This window comes from Collinsella sp. TM09-10AT, from assembly GCF_003436275.1.
Lineage (GTDB): Bacteria > Actinomycetota > Coriobacteriia > Coriobacteriales > Coriobacteriaceae > Collinsella.
This window is the reverse complement of record NZ_QSOP01000002.1, coordinates 95,145-111,936: the sequence shown is the minus strand read 5'-3', so window position 1 is coordinate 111,936 and position 16,792 is coordinate 95,145. Positions and strand designations below refer to the sequence as shown.

15 protein-coding genes are annotated in these 16,792 nt (G+C 60.7%); 10 read left to right on the top strand and 5 right to left on the bottom strand.

The features are described from left to right. Positions 1-153 precede the first annotated feature (153 nt). The 3 genes from DXD77_RS01445 to DXD77_RS01435 all read left to right on the top strand — a co-directional run bounded on the left by DXD77_RS01445 (position 154) and on the right by DXD77_RS01435 (position 1,646). Positions 154-450: a hypothetical protein gene (locus DXD77_RS01445; RefSeq protein WP_117563502.1), complete on the top strand. Its 297-nt coding sequence runs from the start codon at positions 154-156 to the stop codon at positions 448-450. Then, the gene (locus DXD77_RS01440; RefSeq protein WP_117647479.1) at positions 447-956 is read left to right on the top strand and encodes a hypothetical protein; all 510 of its coding nucleotides are present in this window, start codon (positions 447-449) and stop codon (positions 954-956) included. Before DXD77_RS01445 ends, DXD77_RS01440 begins: the two co-directional genes overlap by 4 nt. 90 nt (positions 957-1,046) lie before the next feature. Beyond that, the gene (locus DXD77_RS01435; protein WP_117563504.1) at positions 1,047-1,646 is read left to right on the top strand and encodes a hypothetical protein; all 600 of its coding nucleotides are present in this window, start codon (positions 1,047-1,049) and stop codon (positions 1,644-1,646) included. A 31-nt stretch (positions 1,647-1,677) separates the two neighbouring features. Here the strand turns inward: DXD77_RS01435 and DXD77_RS10335 are convergent, their stop codons facing one another. Then, positions 1,678-1,908, bottom strand: coding sequence for a hypothetical protein (locus DXD77_RS10335; RefSeq protein WP_158549068.1), 231 nt, complete (start codon positions 1,906-1,908; stop codon positions 1,678-1,680). A 21-nt stretch (positions 1,909-1,929) separates the two neighbouring features. Here DXD77_RS10335 and DXD77_RS01425 point away from each other — a divergent pair, with 21 nt between their 5' ends. The 5 genes from DXD77_RS01425 to DXD77_RS01405 all read left to right on the top strand — a co-directional run bounded on the left by DXD77_RS01425 (position 1,930) and on the right by DXD77_RS01405 (position 9,895). Further along, positions 1,930-3,360 (top strand): hypothetical protein, encoded by a 1,431-nt coding sequence (locus DXD77_RS01425; RefSeq protein ID WP_117563506.1) that lies wholly within the window; start codon positions 1,930-1,932, stop codon positions 3,358-3,360. Positions 3,361-3,478: 118 nt separating this feature from the next. Further along, positions 3,479-4,195 (top strand): DUF554 domain-containing protein, encoded by a 717-nt coding sequence (locus DXD77_RS01420; RefSeq protein WP_199408982.1) that lies wholly within the window; start codon positions 3,479-3,481, stop codon positions 4,193-4,195. An 87-nt stretch (positions 4,196-4,282) separates the two neighbouring features. Further along, complete coding sequence (locus tag DXD77_RS01415; RefSeq protein ID WP_233506685.1) at positions 4,283-6,037, top strand: TerB N-terminal domain-containing protein; 1,755 nt, start codon at positions 4,283-4,285, stop codon at positions 6,035-6,037. Further along, complete coding sequence (locus tag DXD77_RS01410; RefSeq protein WP_117647477.1) at positions 6,030-7,334, top strand: ATP-binding protein; 1,305 nt, start codon at positions 6,030-6,032, stop codon at positions 7,332-7,334. The genes DXD77_RS01415 and DXD77_RS01410 overlap by 8 nt, the downstream gene beginning before the upstream one ends. 116 nt (positions 7,335-7,450) lie before the next feature. Then, positions 7,451-9,895, top strand: a complete 2,445-nt coding sequence (locus DXD77_RS01405; RefSeq protein ID WP_117647475.1) for a DEAD/DEAH box helicase — start codon at positions 7,451-7,453, stop codon at positions 9,893-9,895. A 27-nt stretch (positions 9,896-9,922) separates the two neighbouring features. Here DXD77_RS01405 and DXD77_RS01400 read toward each other — a convergent pair whose 3' ends face one another. From DXD77_RS01400 to DXD77_RS01385, 4 genes are all read right to left on the bottom strand, one after another. Beyond that, positions 9,923-10,801, bottom strand: a complete 879-nt coding sequence (locus DXD77_RS01400; RefSeq protein ID WP_117647474.1) for a spermidine synthase — start codon at positions 10,799-10,801, stop codon at positions 9,923-9,925. Next, positions 10,802-12,709, bottom strand: a complete 1,908-nt coding sequence (locus DXD77_RS01395) for an elongator complex protein 3 (protein WP_117647472.1) — start codon at positions 12,707-12,709, stop codon at positions 10,802-10,804. It lies immediately after the preceding gene. A gap of 97 nt (positions 12,710-12,806) precedes the next feature. Further along, positions 12,807-13,703, bottom strand: coding sequence for a DUF4097 family beta strand repeat-containing protein (locus DXD77_RS01390; RefSeq protein WP_158549067.1), 897 nt, complete (start codon positions 13,701-13,703; stop codon positions 12,807-12,809). Continuing rightward, positions 13,703-14,416: a helix-turn-helix domain-containing protein gene (locus tag DXD77_RS01385; RefSeq protein WP_117640543.1), complete on the bottom strand. Its 714-nt coding sequence runs from the start codon at positions 14,414-14,416 to the stop codon at positions 13,703-13,705. Before DXD77_RS01385 ends, DXD77_RS01390 begins: the two co-directional genes overlap by 1 nt. Positions 14,417-14,635: 219 nt before the next feature. On the opposite strand from DXD77_RS01385, the gene DXD77_RS01380 reads away from it, so the two are divergent. Both DXD77_RS01380 and DXD77_RS01375 read left to right on the top strand, forming a co-directional pair. Beyond that, complete coding sequence (locus tag DXD77_RS01380; RefSeq protein ID WP_147334514.1) at positions 14,636-15,556, top strand: hypothetical protein; 921 nt, start codon at positions 14,636-14,638, stop codon at positions 15,554-15,556. Positions 15,557-15,674: 118 nt separating this feature from the next. After that, positions 15,675-16,514: a tRNA (guanosine(46)-N(7))-methyltransferase TrmB gene (locus tag DXD77_RS01375; RefSeq protein ID WP_117647468.1), complete on the top strand. Its 840-nt coding sequence runs from the start codon at positions 15,675-15,677 to the stop codon at positions 16,512-16,514. Positions 16,515-16,792: the final 278 nt, after the last annotated feature.

Sequence of the window (16,792 nt, the reverse complement as noted above, 5' to 3'; positions counted from 1 at the left end):
GAAAAAAGTTGAAGTAATTTTTTCCACCTTTTACCTGCGGAGATGTCAATCCGTCAAGCATTTGGTCAGAAATTGGTCAAGTAGCGGCTGATACGGTCGGCGTCGACAGCCAAAACCGATAGAAGTTTTGGCCCCAGAAGCAGGGAGGTTCCCATGGCATATTACTGGCCCCAGTACGGCGTCGCCATCGAGGTCGACGACGATCCCTATCTCCTGCCTTTCGACGAAGAGGCGTTCCCCGAAACGGCGGTCTACCACGTCACCACCGATGTTATCTGCGACCCCGAGTCGTTCTCGGCGCTCGCCCACCACATCGCGCGTATCCACGACATCGAGCTCCCTCACGACTTTGACGAGCTCATCTACTCGCGCCGCCTGATGCTTCACATGCTCTTTGGAGCGGACCCGTCCACGTTCGCACGTGTCTACACCACCAAGGACGCCGCATGAGTGCGAAGAAGCCGCCCCGCCTCGCAGGACTGGGGCGTCGCAAGAAACTCGTCGTTGTCTGTCTGGCTATCGTCTGCGCCCTTGTCGCCGTAGGACTATACGCCTGGCAGTCGCAGCCCGTGCCCGAAGCGGGCGCCTCAGTCACGACGGCAGAGGGTAAATCGCGACAAGAAATCCAAGATGAGCTCGATGCCATCGTCCGCGACAACATGATGACGATTTCGGTCGCGCCGGTCGCTCAGCTACAGGAGGACGGCAAGCTGCGCGTCAACGTGCAAAACGTCCAAGACAATAAATTTCCCCAGCGATTCCGCGTCATCCAAAACGACGAGACCATGTACGAATCCGGTGTGGTCGAGACCGGCAAGACAATCGAGACGTGCCCCGCCGGCGACATCAAAGAAGGCGAGGCATACATCGAGATCCAGGCACTCGATGCCAAGACCCTCGACAGCCACGGCAATCCGACACGTGTCAAGGTACGGGTTGAGCAAGCCGAGAACTAGCTTTTTCGACCGACGCGGCACCGCACGCAATTCACCAGCATTCGTCCAATCATCGCGGGGACGGCCCGCGGCGAATAGAAAGGAACGACCATGGACATCACCAGGAACATGAACGGAGCCAGAGCGCTCGTCGTGGGCGCAGGGCTCGCGCTCTCGCTCGCAATGGGCGCCGCCCCGACGCCAGCTCTGGCAGCCGGGCGCGTTGGAACCACAAAAGTAATGGTCAGGACCGAGATCGACAACGTAGAGTTCAAAGTTCCGACGGTTATTCCCTTCGTCGCCAAGGCCGACGGCACGCTTCAGGGCCCCTCAGAAGACGCGACCACCATCGACAATCATTCGGCCTACGGCATCCATGTCACCAACATGAAGATCGACGCCATGAACACCTGGACCATTGCCGCCGACGCCAAGGCCGGAACCGCGCAGAATTCCATCGACTTTAAGGTCGGCCCCAACGGCGCACTCCAGAACGCCAGCGCCGCAATGCAGGAGACGGGCCTCGATCTTTCCAAGAATGCAGCCTTCGACATGGGCTACCAGGGCATTGCCGGCGGCACGGACAAAATTAAGCTCAAGACAAGCGGAAACGTCGCCCGCGTCACGCGCGACATCTTCCGCGTAACCGGCGAAGGCGATCAAGTTGCAACGATCACCTGGACGGTCGAGCCCGGTGCGCACACGGCATAAGGCCGTCGCCCTGGCCACCGCCGTCAGTATCCTAGCGTTTGGGCCAGCCATGGCCTTTGCCCAGCAAGAACAGGCGCAGGCCGCCACGCAGGTGACGGTCGACCTCTCGGAGCTCGACCGCGGCAACTGCAAGGAACCGTTGGCACAGACAGACGACAGACGATGGCTCTTGGCAGCAGGCGCCACGACAGCAGGCGCGGGAACCGCCGGCCTCGGTCTGCACATCAAACGCAGCCAGAAACGAAACACGGACAGGCCGCACTAAATTAGCTAAGGAGACCCCATGGCATCGAAGAACCTTTTGCCCGTCGTCGCACTCTGCGGCGCGCTCGCAACCGGAACGCCTGTCGCCGCTTGGGCGACTCCCGTCATGGCAGACTCCTTACCAGCAGCCCTAAGCTCCGCACCAAATCCGTCGAGCGCCATTGCGTGCAAGCGTTTTTCGTTCGCACAGGCCGCAATCTCAACCTCGGGATGCCTTCGTCGTAATACGGACGGCTCGATAGTCGTGGATATCAATCGTTCGAACAAGGCAAACGGCTCCCAGGCGGGGTGCGCCGTCTGCACGTGGCGCTCGATTGTGCTCGATGCAGATGGCGATCCGTGCGATTTGGGGTTGCGCATCGATATCGCTTCGGTCGATGACTCGGCGAACGGAGCGAAGGTCGCCTTCGACGGTGCGTTTTTCGAGAAAGGAGGCGGTATATGTCTGGGCTGCGCCGCCGCGAATGCAGACGATGTGCAGCCCACCCTCTCATTCACGGCATCGCTGCGGCTGACCAAGGCGGGCACCGATGCCATCGCGGCGGGAGAAGCATCCCTGCTGTTCTACGCCGCCAGCACCGAAGACACAGACATTCATTTCGAGAAGCCAGCCGGATCGCTCAGCCTTACGCGCGGGACGGAGGCAGGCCCTATTGCGATCGATACCCACACGCTAGGCAGGCAACGCATTCTTGCCGACCCGGCGCTTCTCGAGATGGAGTGGAACGGATCCGGAGCCGTCGGGATTGTCCCCTCCGCGCTTGACGCCAAGACGCTCCCCTCAAACGACGAACCCATCAACGCAACCATACAAGAAGAGAGCACGGACAAAGAAGCAGGTGCGGGCGACACGCCGTCGCCGACAAACAGCGTCCCAGCTTCTTTCGAAGCACCGAATGAGCCCGCTACCGGTCCAAACGATCCCGAGCTCGCGGACAGTCTGGGGCTTGCTGATCCTCAGGAGATCGATGAAGGTAACTGCTGCGTGCTTGCCGCCCTCGACCACACAGAGGTCATCGATGCTGCAAACATCGAAGTTGCCGCCGCCAATCAGCCCGTCCGCAAGTCGGCCATCATCGCATTTCCCGAATCCATCGAAGTCGTCTTTTTGCCATCGGGCGAGGTCGTGGCCCCAACACTGCTCACCTTGTTGGGCGCCAAGAATACTCGAAACGAAATTAAAAAGGTCACGGTTGTCGACCCTGCAACCACCGCTAAACTGCGTCTATACGCCGTTGCCCCAGACGGAGGCAAGACCTTGGAATTCGATGGCGACACACTTCTAGCCTGGCGACGTCTGGACATTATGCAAGACGTCTCGTATCAGATCGAACTCGAAGGGTTTGATCGTGCCCGCGATGCCAATATCATCGCCGCGGCTATTGAATCCCCGCAGCGGCTTATGACACTGCGCTTTGACTACTACCCCTATGTCCCGACAACCACCTGAGGCTTAAATGCTGCGCATCATTCCTAATACCACTTATATAACGTATTAGATGAGTCGCGATGTGCCTCGCATTTCGTTCTGCTACGATTGCCACGTTGGCATCAATACAGGAGGGCTCATGCCGGGCTTGGGAACAATCATCAACGTTGCGCTTTTAGTTGCGGGCGGTCTTTTGGGATTAGCGGGCGGCCGCTTCATTACACCGCGCATCCAAGACACGCTCATGAAAGCATCGGGGCTGTGCGTCCTGTTTATCGGCCTGGGCGGCACCATGCAAAAGATGCTCATCATCGATGGAAAGGCGCTAGCGACCACCGGTACCACCATGCTCATCGTCTCATTTGCGCTCGGCTCGCTCATCGGCGAGGCCGTCGACTTGGAAGCCGCCATTGAGAACCTTGGCGAATGGCTCAAGCGCAAAACCGGCAGCGAGGGCGATAACGAGTTCACCAACGCTTTTGTCTCGACTTCGCTCACCGTGTGTATCGGCGCCATGGCCATTGTGGGATCGATTCAGGACGGCCTGCTCGGCGACTGGTCAACGCTTGCCCTCAAGGGCGCACTGGACTGCATCATCGTCTGCACCATGACGGCCTCACTTGGCCGCGGCTGCATCTTTTCCGCCCTGCCCGTCGCCGTGTTCCAGGGGACGATCACGCTGTTTGCCGGTGCACTCTCCCCCATCATGACCACGGCAGCCCTCGACAGCCTTTCGCTCGTAGGCTCCATGCTCATCTTCTGCGTCGGCGTCAACCTCATCCGTCCTCAGACCTTCCGCACGGCCAATATGCTTCCCTCCGTCGTCATCGCCGTCATATACGCCCTCCTGTTCTAAATCTAGCAACGCAGCGGTATCTCGAACATCTGTTTGATGCTGTGCTATGATATGAGGTCACCGTAGCTGCGTTCGAGAGGAGGAGCGGTGGCCGACCAGGACATCAAGATGCTCATCGAGCGCATTATGGCCGAGGCCCGGACCCATCAGTCCGCCCGCTTCTCAAACGAAACCTACGCAGACGAGCCGATTCTCAAAACCGGCCGACAGATGCAGAATTTCCTCCCCGACCAGTACCGTAAAATGCGCGAGATATCGCGCTGGCAGGATGACCCCAAGGGCGGTGCGGGCCGCTGGCTTTCGGAAGCCGAGCTTTTTTACCGCCAGGGCCTGCTGATGGCCGACTTTGAGGACGACTGTCCCTACAACGGCACCTTTAAGTCGTACTTTCCCACCTACAACGCCATGAGCGACCGGCAACTGCGCGGCTACTTTACCTGGCGTGCCCAAGTGCGCCGCGGAACCGTCGAGGAAACGTCTACGTCCTTTGCCTTTCTGTATCTCTATGAGCTGATCTGCGGCATTGGCGTAGATAATCCACTCGATGGTTTTAACAAGATCAAGGCTTTTTGGGATGTCTATCGCGCCTTCGAGCCCGGCATCGACCGGTTTGCGCGCGTGTGGCTGCAAGATTACGCCGTGTTCCACGGGCTCGACCCCAAGCTGCTTCGCGACTCTAAAACCGTCATGTTCGATAACGCCCTTATCGAACTGCGGCGCGCGGCACGAGACCTTGTACCGGCACCGTCCGGCCAGACCCCTAAGCGTCGCAAAACCTCCGAGCCCACGCTCCCCCTTCCGCCCGATGAGGTGCGCGAGGAGCGACTCATGGCCGCCATCAACGCCCTCTCCACGTACAACCTAAGTAGCTCGCGGCTCGACCGCAGCCACCACCGTGATCTGCGCCACGTGGCGTGCGCCGTGTATGTCCGCATGGCGCGCTACTATGACACGCACCGAAAGACCGGCATCGTGGCAAGTTTATTTGGGGAGGAGACGGCCATGCCCTACACCATGTTTGCCTCGGCCGTATTCTTTGCGCCCGAGCGCCACGAGGACTGCGAATACCGTCTGGACCCCATCCATATCTACCGTTGCCAAAACGGTTTTTGGGAATGCATGCGGATTCACGGCAGCAGACAAAAGAGCAGCAAACTTGGCGAGATGATGCGCGCCTGCGACCAACGCCTGCGCCTGGCCCTAGACCCTGCCCATCCCCTTAAGGAAGAAAAGGTCCCCAAATATCTGGCCAAGATTATCGATGACGAGATTGTGGCATGGCTTTCGTGGGACGCCGCACACCAGCCCGTCAAGATCGATATCGATCTGAGCCAGCTGGGGCACATTCGGAGCGCTGCCGCACAAACGCGCGAAGCGCTTTTGATCGACGAGGAACGCGAGGACGGCGCGTCCGCAGAAGCCGAGGCAGCGGACTCAGGGCAACCGGAAGCCGAGCCCGTAGCCGACGCGACGGTCGAGGCGGTCGCGGCGGCCGCAGGGCAGGACGAGTCCGACGAGCCGACCATATCCACCGAACAGTTTGGTGTCGTGGCACCGCTTCTCGCGCCGACGCCCGCGTTCGCAGCGGCTGCGCCCGCTGACGCCACGAACGAACTCGCGCTCGCCGCAGACGCCTATCTCCGCGCGCTGCTCGAGCACAACGCAGTACAGGCGGAATCGGCGGTAGTGCAATCGGAGCAGAGCGAGGACATGCTCGTCGATACCATCAACGAGGCGCTCTTTGACCTGGTGGGCGACACCGTAATTGAATTTAGCGCGGCAGGGCCGCAGATTATCGAGGACTACGAAGCAGACGTGAGAGGATACCTAGACCATGAGTGATACCGCATCCGCAGCACCTCGCGTGCCCAAGCGCGTCGCTGCCGTCATTCTCAACTCGCTCAAGGGCGGCGTGGTCCCGCGCATCGGCCTTCCTTACATCACCGTAGGCCGCGAGGTCGAGATCCGCGCCCTGCTCACCGATCTGAGCCTCATCGCCGACGGTGGCGCGAGCTTCCGCTTTCTGGTCGGTCGTTACGGCGCCGGCAAGAGCTTTTTGCTCCAGACCATCCGCACGCACGCCATGGGCGAGGGATTCGTCGTCGCTGATGCCGACCTGTCGCCCGAGCGCCGCCTGCAGGGCGGTCAGGGACAGGGCCTTGCCACCTACCGCGAGCTCATCCGCAATATATCGACCAAGACGCGCCCCGAGGGCGGTGCGCTCAACCTTATCCTAGATCGCTGGGTCGCCTCATGTGCCGACGTCGACGAGCCTGCCGTCAATGCCCAACTGGCCCCGCTCGAGGAGATGGTCCACGGCTTCGACTTCACCCGCATGCTCCGCCGCTATCGCATGGCCGCATCCGGGGGCGACGAAGAGACCATGAGCCGCGTGACCAAATGGATCCGCGGCGAATACCGCACCAAGAGCGAGGCGCGCGCCGAGCTGGGCTCCTCGACCATCATCAGCGATGACGACTGGTACGACTACGTCAAACTCATCGCGCGTTTTTTGGTTTGCAGCGGCTACAAGGGCATGCTGGTGCTCATCGACGAGCTCGTGAATCTGTATAAGATTCCCAATGCCATCACGCGCCAGTACAACTACGAGAAGATCCTGACCATGTACAACGACACACTTCAGGGCAAGGCGCAGTACCTGGGCATGATCATGGGCGGCACGCCAACCTCCATCGAAGACCGCCGCCGCGGCGTGTTCTCCTACGAGGCTCTGCGCAGCCGACTCGCTCAGGGTCGCTTTGCGCGCCAGGACCTTAAGGACATGCTCGCACCCATCATCCGCCTGCAGCCGCTCACCTACGAGGAGCTACTGGTGCTCATCGAAAAACTCATGCAAATTCACGCCGGCTACTTTGGCTGGACGCCCACGCTTACCGAGAACGACTTGGTGGACTTCCTCAAGATCGAGTTCGGTCGTGTGGGAGCCGACACGCATCTGACGCCGCGTGAAGTCATTCGTGACTTTATCGAGTTGCTCGACATCCTATGCCAAAACCCCGACGCCAACGTGGCCGAGCTGCTGCAAAGCGTCGGCGGCGACGCGCTGGCGCCGGCAGCCGCAACAGGCGACACCGATACCGCAGGCGGCGACCGTAACTTCGCCGAATTCACCATCTAACCTGCCAAAAAGGGACAGGTTTATTTTGGCAGGCTCTATCTGGGCAAACGTTGAAGCAGTAATGCAGCAAGCCACTGCCCGCCGCGTTGAGAGATTCGCTTTTGAAAGGAGGCCTCGTGAACGCCTTTGACCGATATGCCCCGTTTATCCAAGACTTCATCTACTCCCACGATTGGGAGAGCTTGCGCTCTATCCAGGTTGCGGCGGCAGACGCCATCTTTAACACGCAGGACAACGTACTCCTGACGGCATCCACGGCTTCCGGCAAAACCGAGGCGGCCTTCTTTCCCATCCTGACCGAGTTTTGGGAGAACCCGCCCGCGAGCGTGGGCGCCCTCTACATTGGTCCCCTCAAAGCACTCATCAACGACCAGTTCGTTCGCCTCAACGACCTCTGCGAAGAGGCCGATATCCCTGTCTGGCACTGGCATGGCGACGTCTCGCAATCGCACAAGGCTAAGCTCATCAAAAAACCGAGCGGCATCTTGCAGATTACGCCCGAGTCGCTCGAGGCGCTCCTGATCCATAAGCACATGGCGATCCCGCGCATGTTTTGCGACCTGCGCTATGTGGTCATCGACGAGGTCCATTCGCTCATGCGCGGCGACCGTGGCGGGCAAACGCTCTGCCTTATTGAGCGCCTTTCGTGCATGGCGGGCGTACAGCCCCGCCGTATTGGCCTTTCGGCCACCATCGGCGACCCCGAGCGCACGGGTGCCTTTCTCTCACAGGGAACGGGCCGCGACTGCGTTATCCCCCGTTTTGAGGAACCGCGCCGCGTGTGGCGCATCTCCATGGAGCACTTCTATAACTCGGGTCCCCAGGCGCAGCAGCGAGGATTCGAGAGCGCAGGCCCGCAGGAAGCTGAGGTGCTCGCATGCGAGCGCATTGAGGCGGCACCACCCGCGGCACTGCCCGTCAGCACCCAAGACATGCGCCATAGCGGACAGCTCACACAAGAGGAGCGCCGTCAACGTCGTGAGCGGGCACGGGGCAAGGCTGCCCCCAAGGACAGTCGCGCTTCCTCGGCCCCCGAGGGCGAAGTCGACATCCCACGGGCAACCGAACAGGCACTTCTCAACCCCACCGACACCGCGCCCGAAAACGCCGACCCCGGCATGGGCTGCATCTTTGAACATACGCGCGGCCGCAAGTGCCTGGTCTTTGCCAACTCGCGCGAGGAGGCAGAGGCCGTATGCTCCATGCTGCGCAGCTACTGCGAGAGCCGGCACGAGCCCGACCGTTTTCTCATCCATCACGGCAATCTTTCGGCATCGCTACGCGAGACGGCCGAGGAGCTCATGCGCGACGAGGAGCAGACGCAGACAACCGTCACCACCTCTACGTTGGAGCTCGGTATCGATATCGGCCGCCTGGAGCGCGCCTTCCAGATTGACGCGCCGTTTACCGTTAGCTCCTTTTTGCAGCGCATGGGGCGCACGGGCCGTCGCGATCTTCCGCCCGAGATGTGGTTTGTCATGCGCGAGGAAGAGCCCGAGCCGCGCACGATGATGCCCGAAACCATTCCCTGGAAGCTCCTGCAGGGTATCGCGCTCGTACAACTCTATCGCGAGGAAAAGTGGGTCGAGCCACCCAAGCTCGATCGTCTCCCCTACAGCCTGCTCTATCACCAGACTATGTCGACCCTCACCAGCACCGGCGAGCTCACGCCGGCCGAACTTGCCCAGCGCGTGCTCACGCTCAGCTATTTCCACCGTGTCTCGGCAGACGATTACCGCGTGCTGCTACGTCACCTCATTAAGATCGACCATATCCAGGTCACCGAAGGTGGCGGGCTCATCGTGGGTCTCGCGGGCGAGCGCATCATCAACAACTTTAAGTTCTACGCCGTGTTCCAGGAAAACGAGGAGTTTACCGTCCGGAGCGAATCGGCCGAGCTGGGCACGATCGTTAATCCGCCCCCGCCCGGTGAGCGCATCGCCATCGCCGGACACTGTTGGATTGTCGAGGAAGTGGACTGGAAGCGCCACACTGTCTTTGCCACGCAGGTCAAGGGCCGGGTGCCGGCCTACTTTGGCGACTGCCCCGGCGACATTAACACGCATGTGCTCGAGCGCATGCGCAAGGCGCTCAACGAGCACGCGACATATCCGTACCTTATGGGTAACGCACGGGCCCGCTTGGCGCAGGCTCGTCATACCGCCGAGATTTCGGGTGCGGGAACCAAGCCGCTCATTAACCTGGGCGGCGATACCTGGGTGCTCTTCCCCTGGCTGGGCAGCTACGCCTTTTTGGCGCTCGAGCGCATGCTCAAGATTAAATGTGCCGCGGAGCTGGGCCTTCGCGGGCTCGATCCGTCACGCCCGTACTTTATGCAGTTTAAGATGAAGGCCGACGAGGAGACGTTCTTTGAGGTGCTCGCCGCCGAGGCCGAAAAGGACTTCGATCCCATCGAGCTCGTCTATCCTGGCGAGGTGCCTTACTTTGACCGCTACGACGAGTTTGTTCCCGAAGAGCTCGTGCGCAAGGGCTTTGCCGAAGGCGTGCTCGACATCGAGGGTATGAAGCAGCGCGTTCTCGGCTGGCGCGACCACGCCTAAGACCAGTCTTTTTTGGGACGGGGAGACTTACTTGTCGTGAAGGACGGTGCCGAGGAAGTCGGTGTCGAAGGGCACGGCTTCGGCAAAGGCGTAGTCGCCGTCGCTGGCGATGAGCAGGTAGTTCTCCTCGCCGCCGAACTCCGTATCGCCACAAGGCGCCACCCAAGCGCGGTTGAACACCTCAAGTGCCGTGGCAACGCAATCGCGCAGGAACGTCACATCGCTCCCCTCGTTTGCGCTCACGATATTGGCAACGTAGATGCCGCCGGCATTCAGGCTGCCCCGCACCAGGCGCAGCGCCTCAACGGTCGCCAGCTCGCGCACAGGCTCGGCACCGCCAAAGCAGTCGCTCACAACGACGTCGTAGCGACGATGGCCCACGCTCGTCACACCCAGATACGAGCGAGCCTCGGCGGTAATCACCCGCAGGCGATCGCCCACCGTGTGCTCCAGTTCATCCAGATAGAACCAACGGCGCGCCAAGCGCGTTATCTCTCCGTCATACTCGATGACGTCCATACGCAAGCCCTCATGCGACAACAGTGCAAACTTGGGATAGGAAAACCCACCGCCGCCGAGCATAAGCATGCGGTCGATGCCGTGACCATAAGCGTCGCGCATTGCATCCTCGGCCTCAAACACATCGTCAAATGCACGATAGTACGCAAAGGCCGGCTCCGCCCAACGATCGCCAACATAGCTCGCGCTTTGGTAGACGCCGCCCTGCACGAGCACACGGACCTCGTCACCGCCCTCATTGTGCACACGCTTCACACGTGCCAACCCGTTGCGGGTCCTCGCGACCTGCAGACAGGCAGCACGAACAGCGACAGCGGCCACACCAAGCGCCGCGGCTCCCAGAGCAACGCCGGCAACGACGCCGGCAGAAACACTTGGCTTGTTCATCTAGAGCTCCTTTTGCAGATAAAGGCCATGGTCATAAAATCCAAGATGGCGATAGTACTCGCGCGTACCGATCGCGCTGATCACGTTGATGTACGTATAGCCAGCGTCCCGAGCTATCTGGCACGCACGCTCCACGAGCAAACGTCCCAATCCATGGTGCTGCGCTGCCTGGCCCTGATCGCCCACGCGCGCCGCCATGCCATACACGTGCACCTCACGAATCATCGCCTCGTCCGGCATCGTCGGCAGCTCGTCCGCATGTGCGGCAACAAAAGCGCGATCGGGCAGCGACAACCGCAAAAAGCCCGCGATCTTGCCCCGCGGCGTCACCCACTGCAAAAAGCGCTCGTAAGTCACCGACGTCTCGTACGCTACTTCCTCATCAAGAGATAGCTCATCCAAGTCGGCACCCGCCGTGCTGATCTCGCGATAGCGAATCTCACGCACCGTCGCGCCCTCGCCACGGGCCGCCAAACGATTCTCGACGAGCTGGCGCAAGTTAGGTTTCTTGTTGCCCACCATGATATCGTCGGAGCTAAAGTCGCGAATCATACGGCTGATGCGGCAGAACGCCGGCGTCGCCACGATGTCGTCGGCCAGCACATCGAGCAGCTCTTCCTCGGTATAGGGGCGCCACTCGCCGCGCTCGTAGCAGCCCACCAGACGCGAGCCCTCGATGAGCGCACACGGGTAAACCTTGACCTCGTCGGGCATAAAGGCCCCTTCGGTCATAAAGCGCTCGTAGTCGCGCTTGTCCCCCTCGGGCGTGGCGCCCAGCAAGTTGAGCATAAAATGCGCGTGGATCTTAAAGCCAAACAGGCGCGCAAGCGAAAACGCCCGCTCGATCTGCGCCACCGAAATGCGACGCTCGTTGATATCGAGCAGATGCTGGTCGAGGCTCTGGATGCCCATCTGGATCTTGGTACAGCCCAGACGACGGATGAGCGTGAGCGCCTGCGGCGTTACAGCATCGGGGCGCGTCTCGATAACGAGTCCCACCACGCGATGCTTCGCCGTCTCGTTGATGCGCTGCTGACGCTCGAGCTCCTCCATCGTTGCCGTCTGCCACTCGGTGACCTCGCCCCACGGCGTACCGGGGCCGTACAGACGACGCACCGCGCGGTTATAGCCGCCCACGGCAACATCCACACGCTCCTGCTCGTCGGCAACGCCGGCAGCGAGCTTGGCCTCGTCTGTCGCAATGCCGGCAGCCCGATAGCGCTCGCGGCGCTCTGTTACCACCGGCGGCAGGGCATCGGCGGGAGCGTCATCGAGCAGGCGCCCCGCCTCGGCACGGCTGATGCCCGGACGCGCCAACATGGGGTTTGCCGCCACGCCCGCCACCGCATCATCATTGAGCGCACGGAAGAGCTCCGACATAAACCATGCCTGATACCCTTGCGAATAGTCGCTCCAGGTACCGCCGAGCACGATGAGCTCGATCTTGTCGGTCGCATGCCCCATCTGCGAAAGCGCCGTCAAACGGGCGCTCACCTGCAGATACGGATCGAAGCAGTTTTGCTCCGCACGGGCGCACGCCGGCTCGGCGTGCAGGTAGCTTTTGGGCATGCGCAGATCGTTGGGGCAAAACAGGCAATCGCCCGAGCATGGCCAGGGCTTGGTGATGACGGTAATGGTCGCCACGCCCGAGGCCGTTCGGCGCGGCTTCATACGCAGCACCTGCAGCAGTTGGCGTTCCAGATCGGCATCGACATTCCATCCAGCCCAACGAGCCGGCTCCTCGCGCTTCACCCGCTGGTAAAACGGCAGCAGGCGGCGCTTGGCCAAATCGCGTTTGTCGGCGCCCTCACGGCGCGCCTCGGCATGTATCAGCTTGACGAGTGCCTTGTCGTCCACGGTCTCGCCGCGACGCAGAGCCTCGAGTATGTTCAAAATAATCTGTTCCATGCCCCCATTGTAAAGGCAAAGGCGCCGGAGCCAGTCACGGCCCCGGCGCCTCCATCAAAGAGCATGCCTATATGCACCGATCTCCGAAAACCGCATGTCACACCGATTCGAACGACATGTCGCCCGAACCGACCTTAAAACGATACGTTGCAGACTTGTCACCGTTGTCGAATTCAGCATTCAATATGGTCTCGCCATCGTAGCCAAGCGGAAGGAAATCGCTCTCAAAGTCACCGCTGCCCACGGTGAGGCTCGCCTTAAAGCCCGTAGAGTTCGGAACCGATATCTCCACATCGCCCGAACCCACGCTTACGTCCATCGACTTCGCGGGGGCCTGGTAGAGCTCGAACGCCACATCGCCCGAACCGACCTCGGCATCCAAGGTGTCGGTTACGGTGCCCGCAAACTCGATGTCTCCCGAGTCCAAAGTCAAGTTGAGGTCATGACACGCAATGTCCGTGACCGTCAGATCGCCCGATCCTACATTCGCTGTAATGCCCACCATGTTATCGGCAACTTCGCGCGGCAGTTCGACGGTAACCGTGCGGTCAATGGCGCGCTCGTCATCGCAATCGAACTGGCGAATCTTGAGCGCAGAACCCTTAACCTCGGCCAGATTCTGAGTGGCAGCATCGTAGGTAGCTACCCCCTTTGCAACACGACCGCTCTCGATGACACGCACCTGCCCGCCGGAAACGCACTTGATCTCAACCTCACCCGATGTCACATCCAGGTCAAGGGACTGGAATGAGTCGGCATCAAACGTTTCGCTCGAAAGCTGCCGAGACTGAGCGGAATAGTTACCGCCATCCAAAGAATCGTCCCCGTCAACCACATCGTCCATACCGGACAAACCGGATGCAATATCGCCGAGATCCCACGGGCCATCAAAATGAAACAATATCCGCGAAGTGCCAAAGATAAGCCCGATGATGAGCACGAACGCTCCGATACCGACGCCCAGGCGGACCTTGGACTCATGCGAGAGCTTCATCATTCATCACCTTCTTTGGCGCTCGGCTCAGCGGCGGTCGAGGAAGCCACGTCAGTATCAACCGCAGCGGAAACATCCTGAGCCTTAGCCGCCTCCGGCGCCGGACCAACCTGAATATCCCCGCGTGCCCAATCGCCATCGAGCGCACGCGCCACCCAGTGATAGATGGGGATTGTAAAGAAGATCAGCGCGGCAAAGGAGCCACCAAACAGGAACATCAGCAAAAAGAACAGCAGCCAGCACACGGCCCAATACGGAAACGACTGGAACGGACCTTTCACCGGAGTCGAGCCAGCTGCGCCGCCACTCGTCACCTGCGCCGTAGCGGCATTGGCGGCCTGCGCGCTCCAGCTTGCCGCTTGCGCCGCCTTGGCGGCGGCATCACTCGCCTGTGTTGCCGCCTCGGTAGCACGTGCCGCTGCCTCATGGGTACGGGCGCGCTCCGCTGCCTCGGCCTCGCGCTGACGGGCGCGGTCCTCGTTCTCAAACTCGATATCGTCCTCGATCTCATCGCTCGGATTAAGGAGCTCATCCAAACTCACGCCATAGAGTTTTGCGAGCGAGATCAGGTTCTCGGTATCGGGCGAGCTCTCCGCACGCTCCCATTTACTGACCGCCTGGCGCGACAGCCCCAGCTTTCGCGCCAGCCCTTCTTGGCTAAAACCCTTGCTGCGACGAAGGTCGGCGAGCCGCTGCGCAGTTTCTACATTCATGGTTCCTCCCATGCGATGCCAGCCGTGCCGCCGGACCGTTTTTGTTCTTAAGGCGCCTTGCACAGTTAAAAATCTATCCGCCACCGCCAAAAGCATGCCACCTATTCTAGTGAGATTTTTGACAACCGGCGGTTGCGGGCATATATGAGCTGCGGAAATGTGTCCAAACAAAGCAATGACCCGCAGCTCGGTTGTCCCCGTTGCGGCGTTAACGGTAGTATGGTCGTACTGTTTATTCCGCACCGCCAACGGAGGGAGTTCCGCGCCGTGAACCGCGATTTCGCCTCATCGCTCATTCAGCTCAACAATACGTTCTATCGCGAGCACTCCGCCTCCTTCTCCGATACGCGCCAGGCACCGTGGCCCGGCTGGGTACGCACCATGGACATAGCGCTCGAGCAGCTCGACGTCGCCACGATCGAGCATCCCGTCCGCGTCTTCGATCTTGCCTGCGGCAACATGCGATTCGAGAACTTTGCCGCCGGCGGCGCACTTTCCGCCAAGGGCGTCGACGGCGCAAACCCCTCGGCAGACGCCAGTTGCCCGTTTGAGTTCTATGGTGTTGACTCGTGTCAGGATTTGGCTATCGATGCGCACGGTCACGCCCTGCGCATTCCCAACCTGCACTTCCAGGAACTCGACGTACTCGATGCCCTCATGAAGCTCAACCCCGCCGAGACACCCGACGTGCTTTTCGACGCCCCGCTCGCCGACATCTCGGTCTGCTTTGGCTTTATGCACCACGTGCCGTCGTGCGAGTACCGCGTACGCGTGCTCGACGCCCTGGTGCGCCAGACGCGCCCAGGCGGCATCATCGCCATCAGCTTTTGGGAGTTTATGAACGACGAGCGCATGGCGCGCAAGGCCGTTCGCGCCGAAGCCCGCGCCGAGCTCACCCCGCCGTTTGAAAGTTACGATTCCGCGCAGTTTGAAGCCGGCGACCACCTCATTGGCTGGCAAAACGACCGCCACGCCTACCGCTATTGCCATCACTTTGACGATCAGCAGATCACCGACCTGGTGCGCGGCGTGCGCACATTCTACAAGAGCGGCGAGGTCCCCGTGCGCGAGCTTGAGCGCTTCCATGCCGACGGTCGCAGCGGCGAGCTCAACCGTTACGTGATTCTCAAGCGCCTGTAGGCATCGGCGACTTGCCGCCGAGCCGCACCGCAACTTTCGGGCAAGCTATGCCCCACCCTTTTCAACCCATTGATGGAACGTGCTGCCATGCGTTCCATACTCATGATCAAGGAGCCTCATGGGAGCCGTCCACGTTCGCACGCCTAAGAACTTTGTGCTCGAGGAGCGCCTGGAGCGCTACGCCGATGCGATTGAGACGAACCCCGAGGCCTATGCCGGAGATTGGCGCGAGGCTTGCGCGCCAGTTGGCAGCAAGCCCTTCGAACACCTTCACCTGGATCTTGGCTGTGGCAAGGGAACGTACCTTGTAGAGCGCGCGGCCCACGAGCCAAACACCCTCTTTATCGGTATGGACCAGGAGCCCATCTGCATCGCCTATGCCGCACAGAAAATCTGCGAGCAGGAGCTGTCCAACGCACTCGTCCTGCCCCGAGGCGCCGCATCGCTGCCGCAGCTGTTTGCCGCAGGCGAGCTCGATGCCATTACCATTAACTTTCCCACGCCGCAGCCCAAGGCCAAGTACGCCAAAAAACGACTCGTCCATGTCGACCATCTGATGCTCTACCGCCCGCTCTTTTCAGCCGGCGCCACCGTCACACTGCGAACCGACAGTAAGCCATTGCGCGACTACGCCCTGGGGCAGTTTGCCGCGGCCGGCTACGACACGCTTTGGGTAAGCGACGACGTCCGCCGCGACCATCCCGAGCATCCCGAGACCGAGTACGAATGCCGCACGCGCGAGATGGGTGCCGTCGTCTATGGCATTTGCGCCACACCCGGCGCGCAGCCCAGCAATGAACAGCTCGCGGCGGGCCGCGCGCAGGAGCAAAGCCTTGCCTGCTACCTGCCCGAAAACCTCGATGAGCTCACCTATGTACCTCTGGGCATGGAAGAGGCCGTCGAGAACTTTAGAAACCGCGCCCGCAAAGGCAAGAAGCGCCTGCCGCAAGAGTCCTAGGGGCTTCTGATGGTCGCGGCGTCGGCAAACAAGCGCAAATTGGCGCCAGCGAACGGCCCTCAAACCTAAGTGAGTAGACTTTTTTGCAATAGCCAGGCACAGCCCGCATAGCGAAACATAAAACCGCAGGTAGAACCCTTGCGCAAAAGTCATGTGCTCGCAATATCGCAAAAAGTCTACTCACTTGGCTAGCGACTACACTAAACGGCTGGGCAGAACGCCCATTTCCTGCATTTTCTTGCCTGCGAACGCATCGATGCGACGCTACGCCATAATAG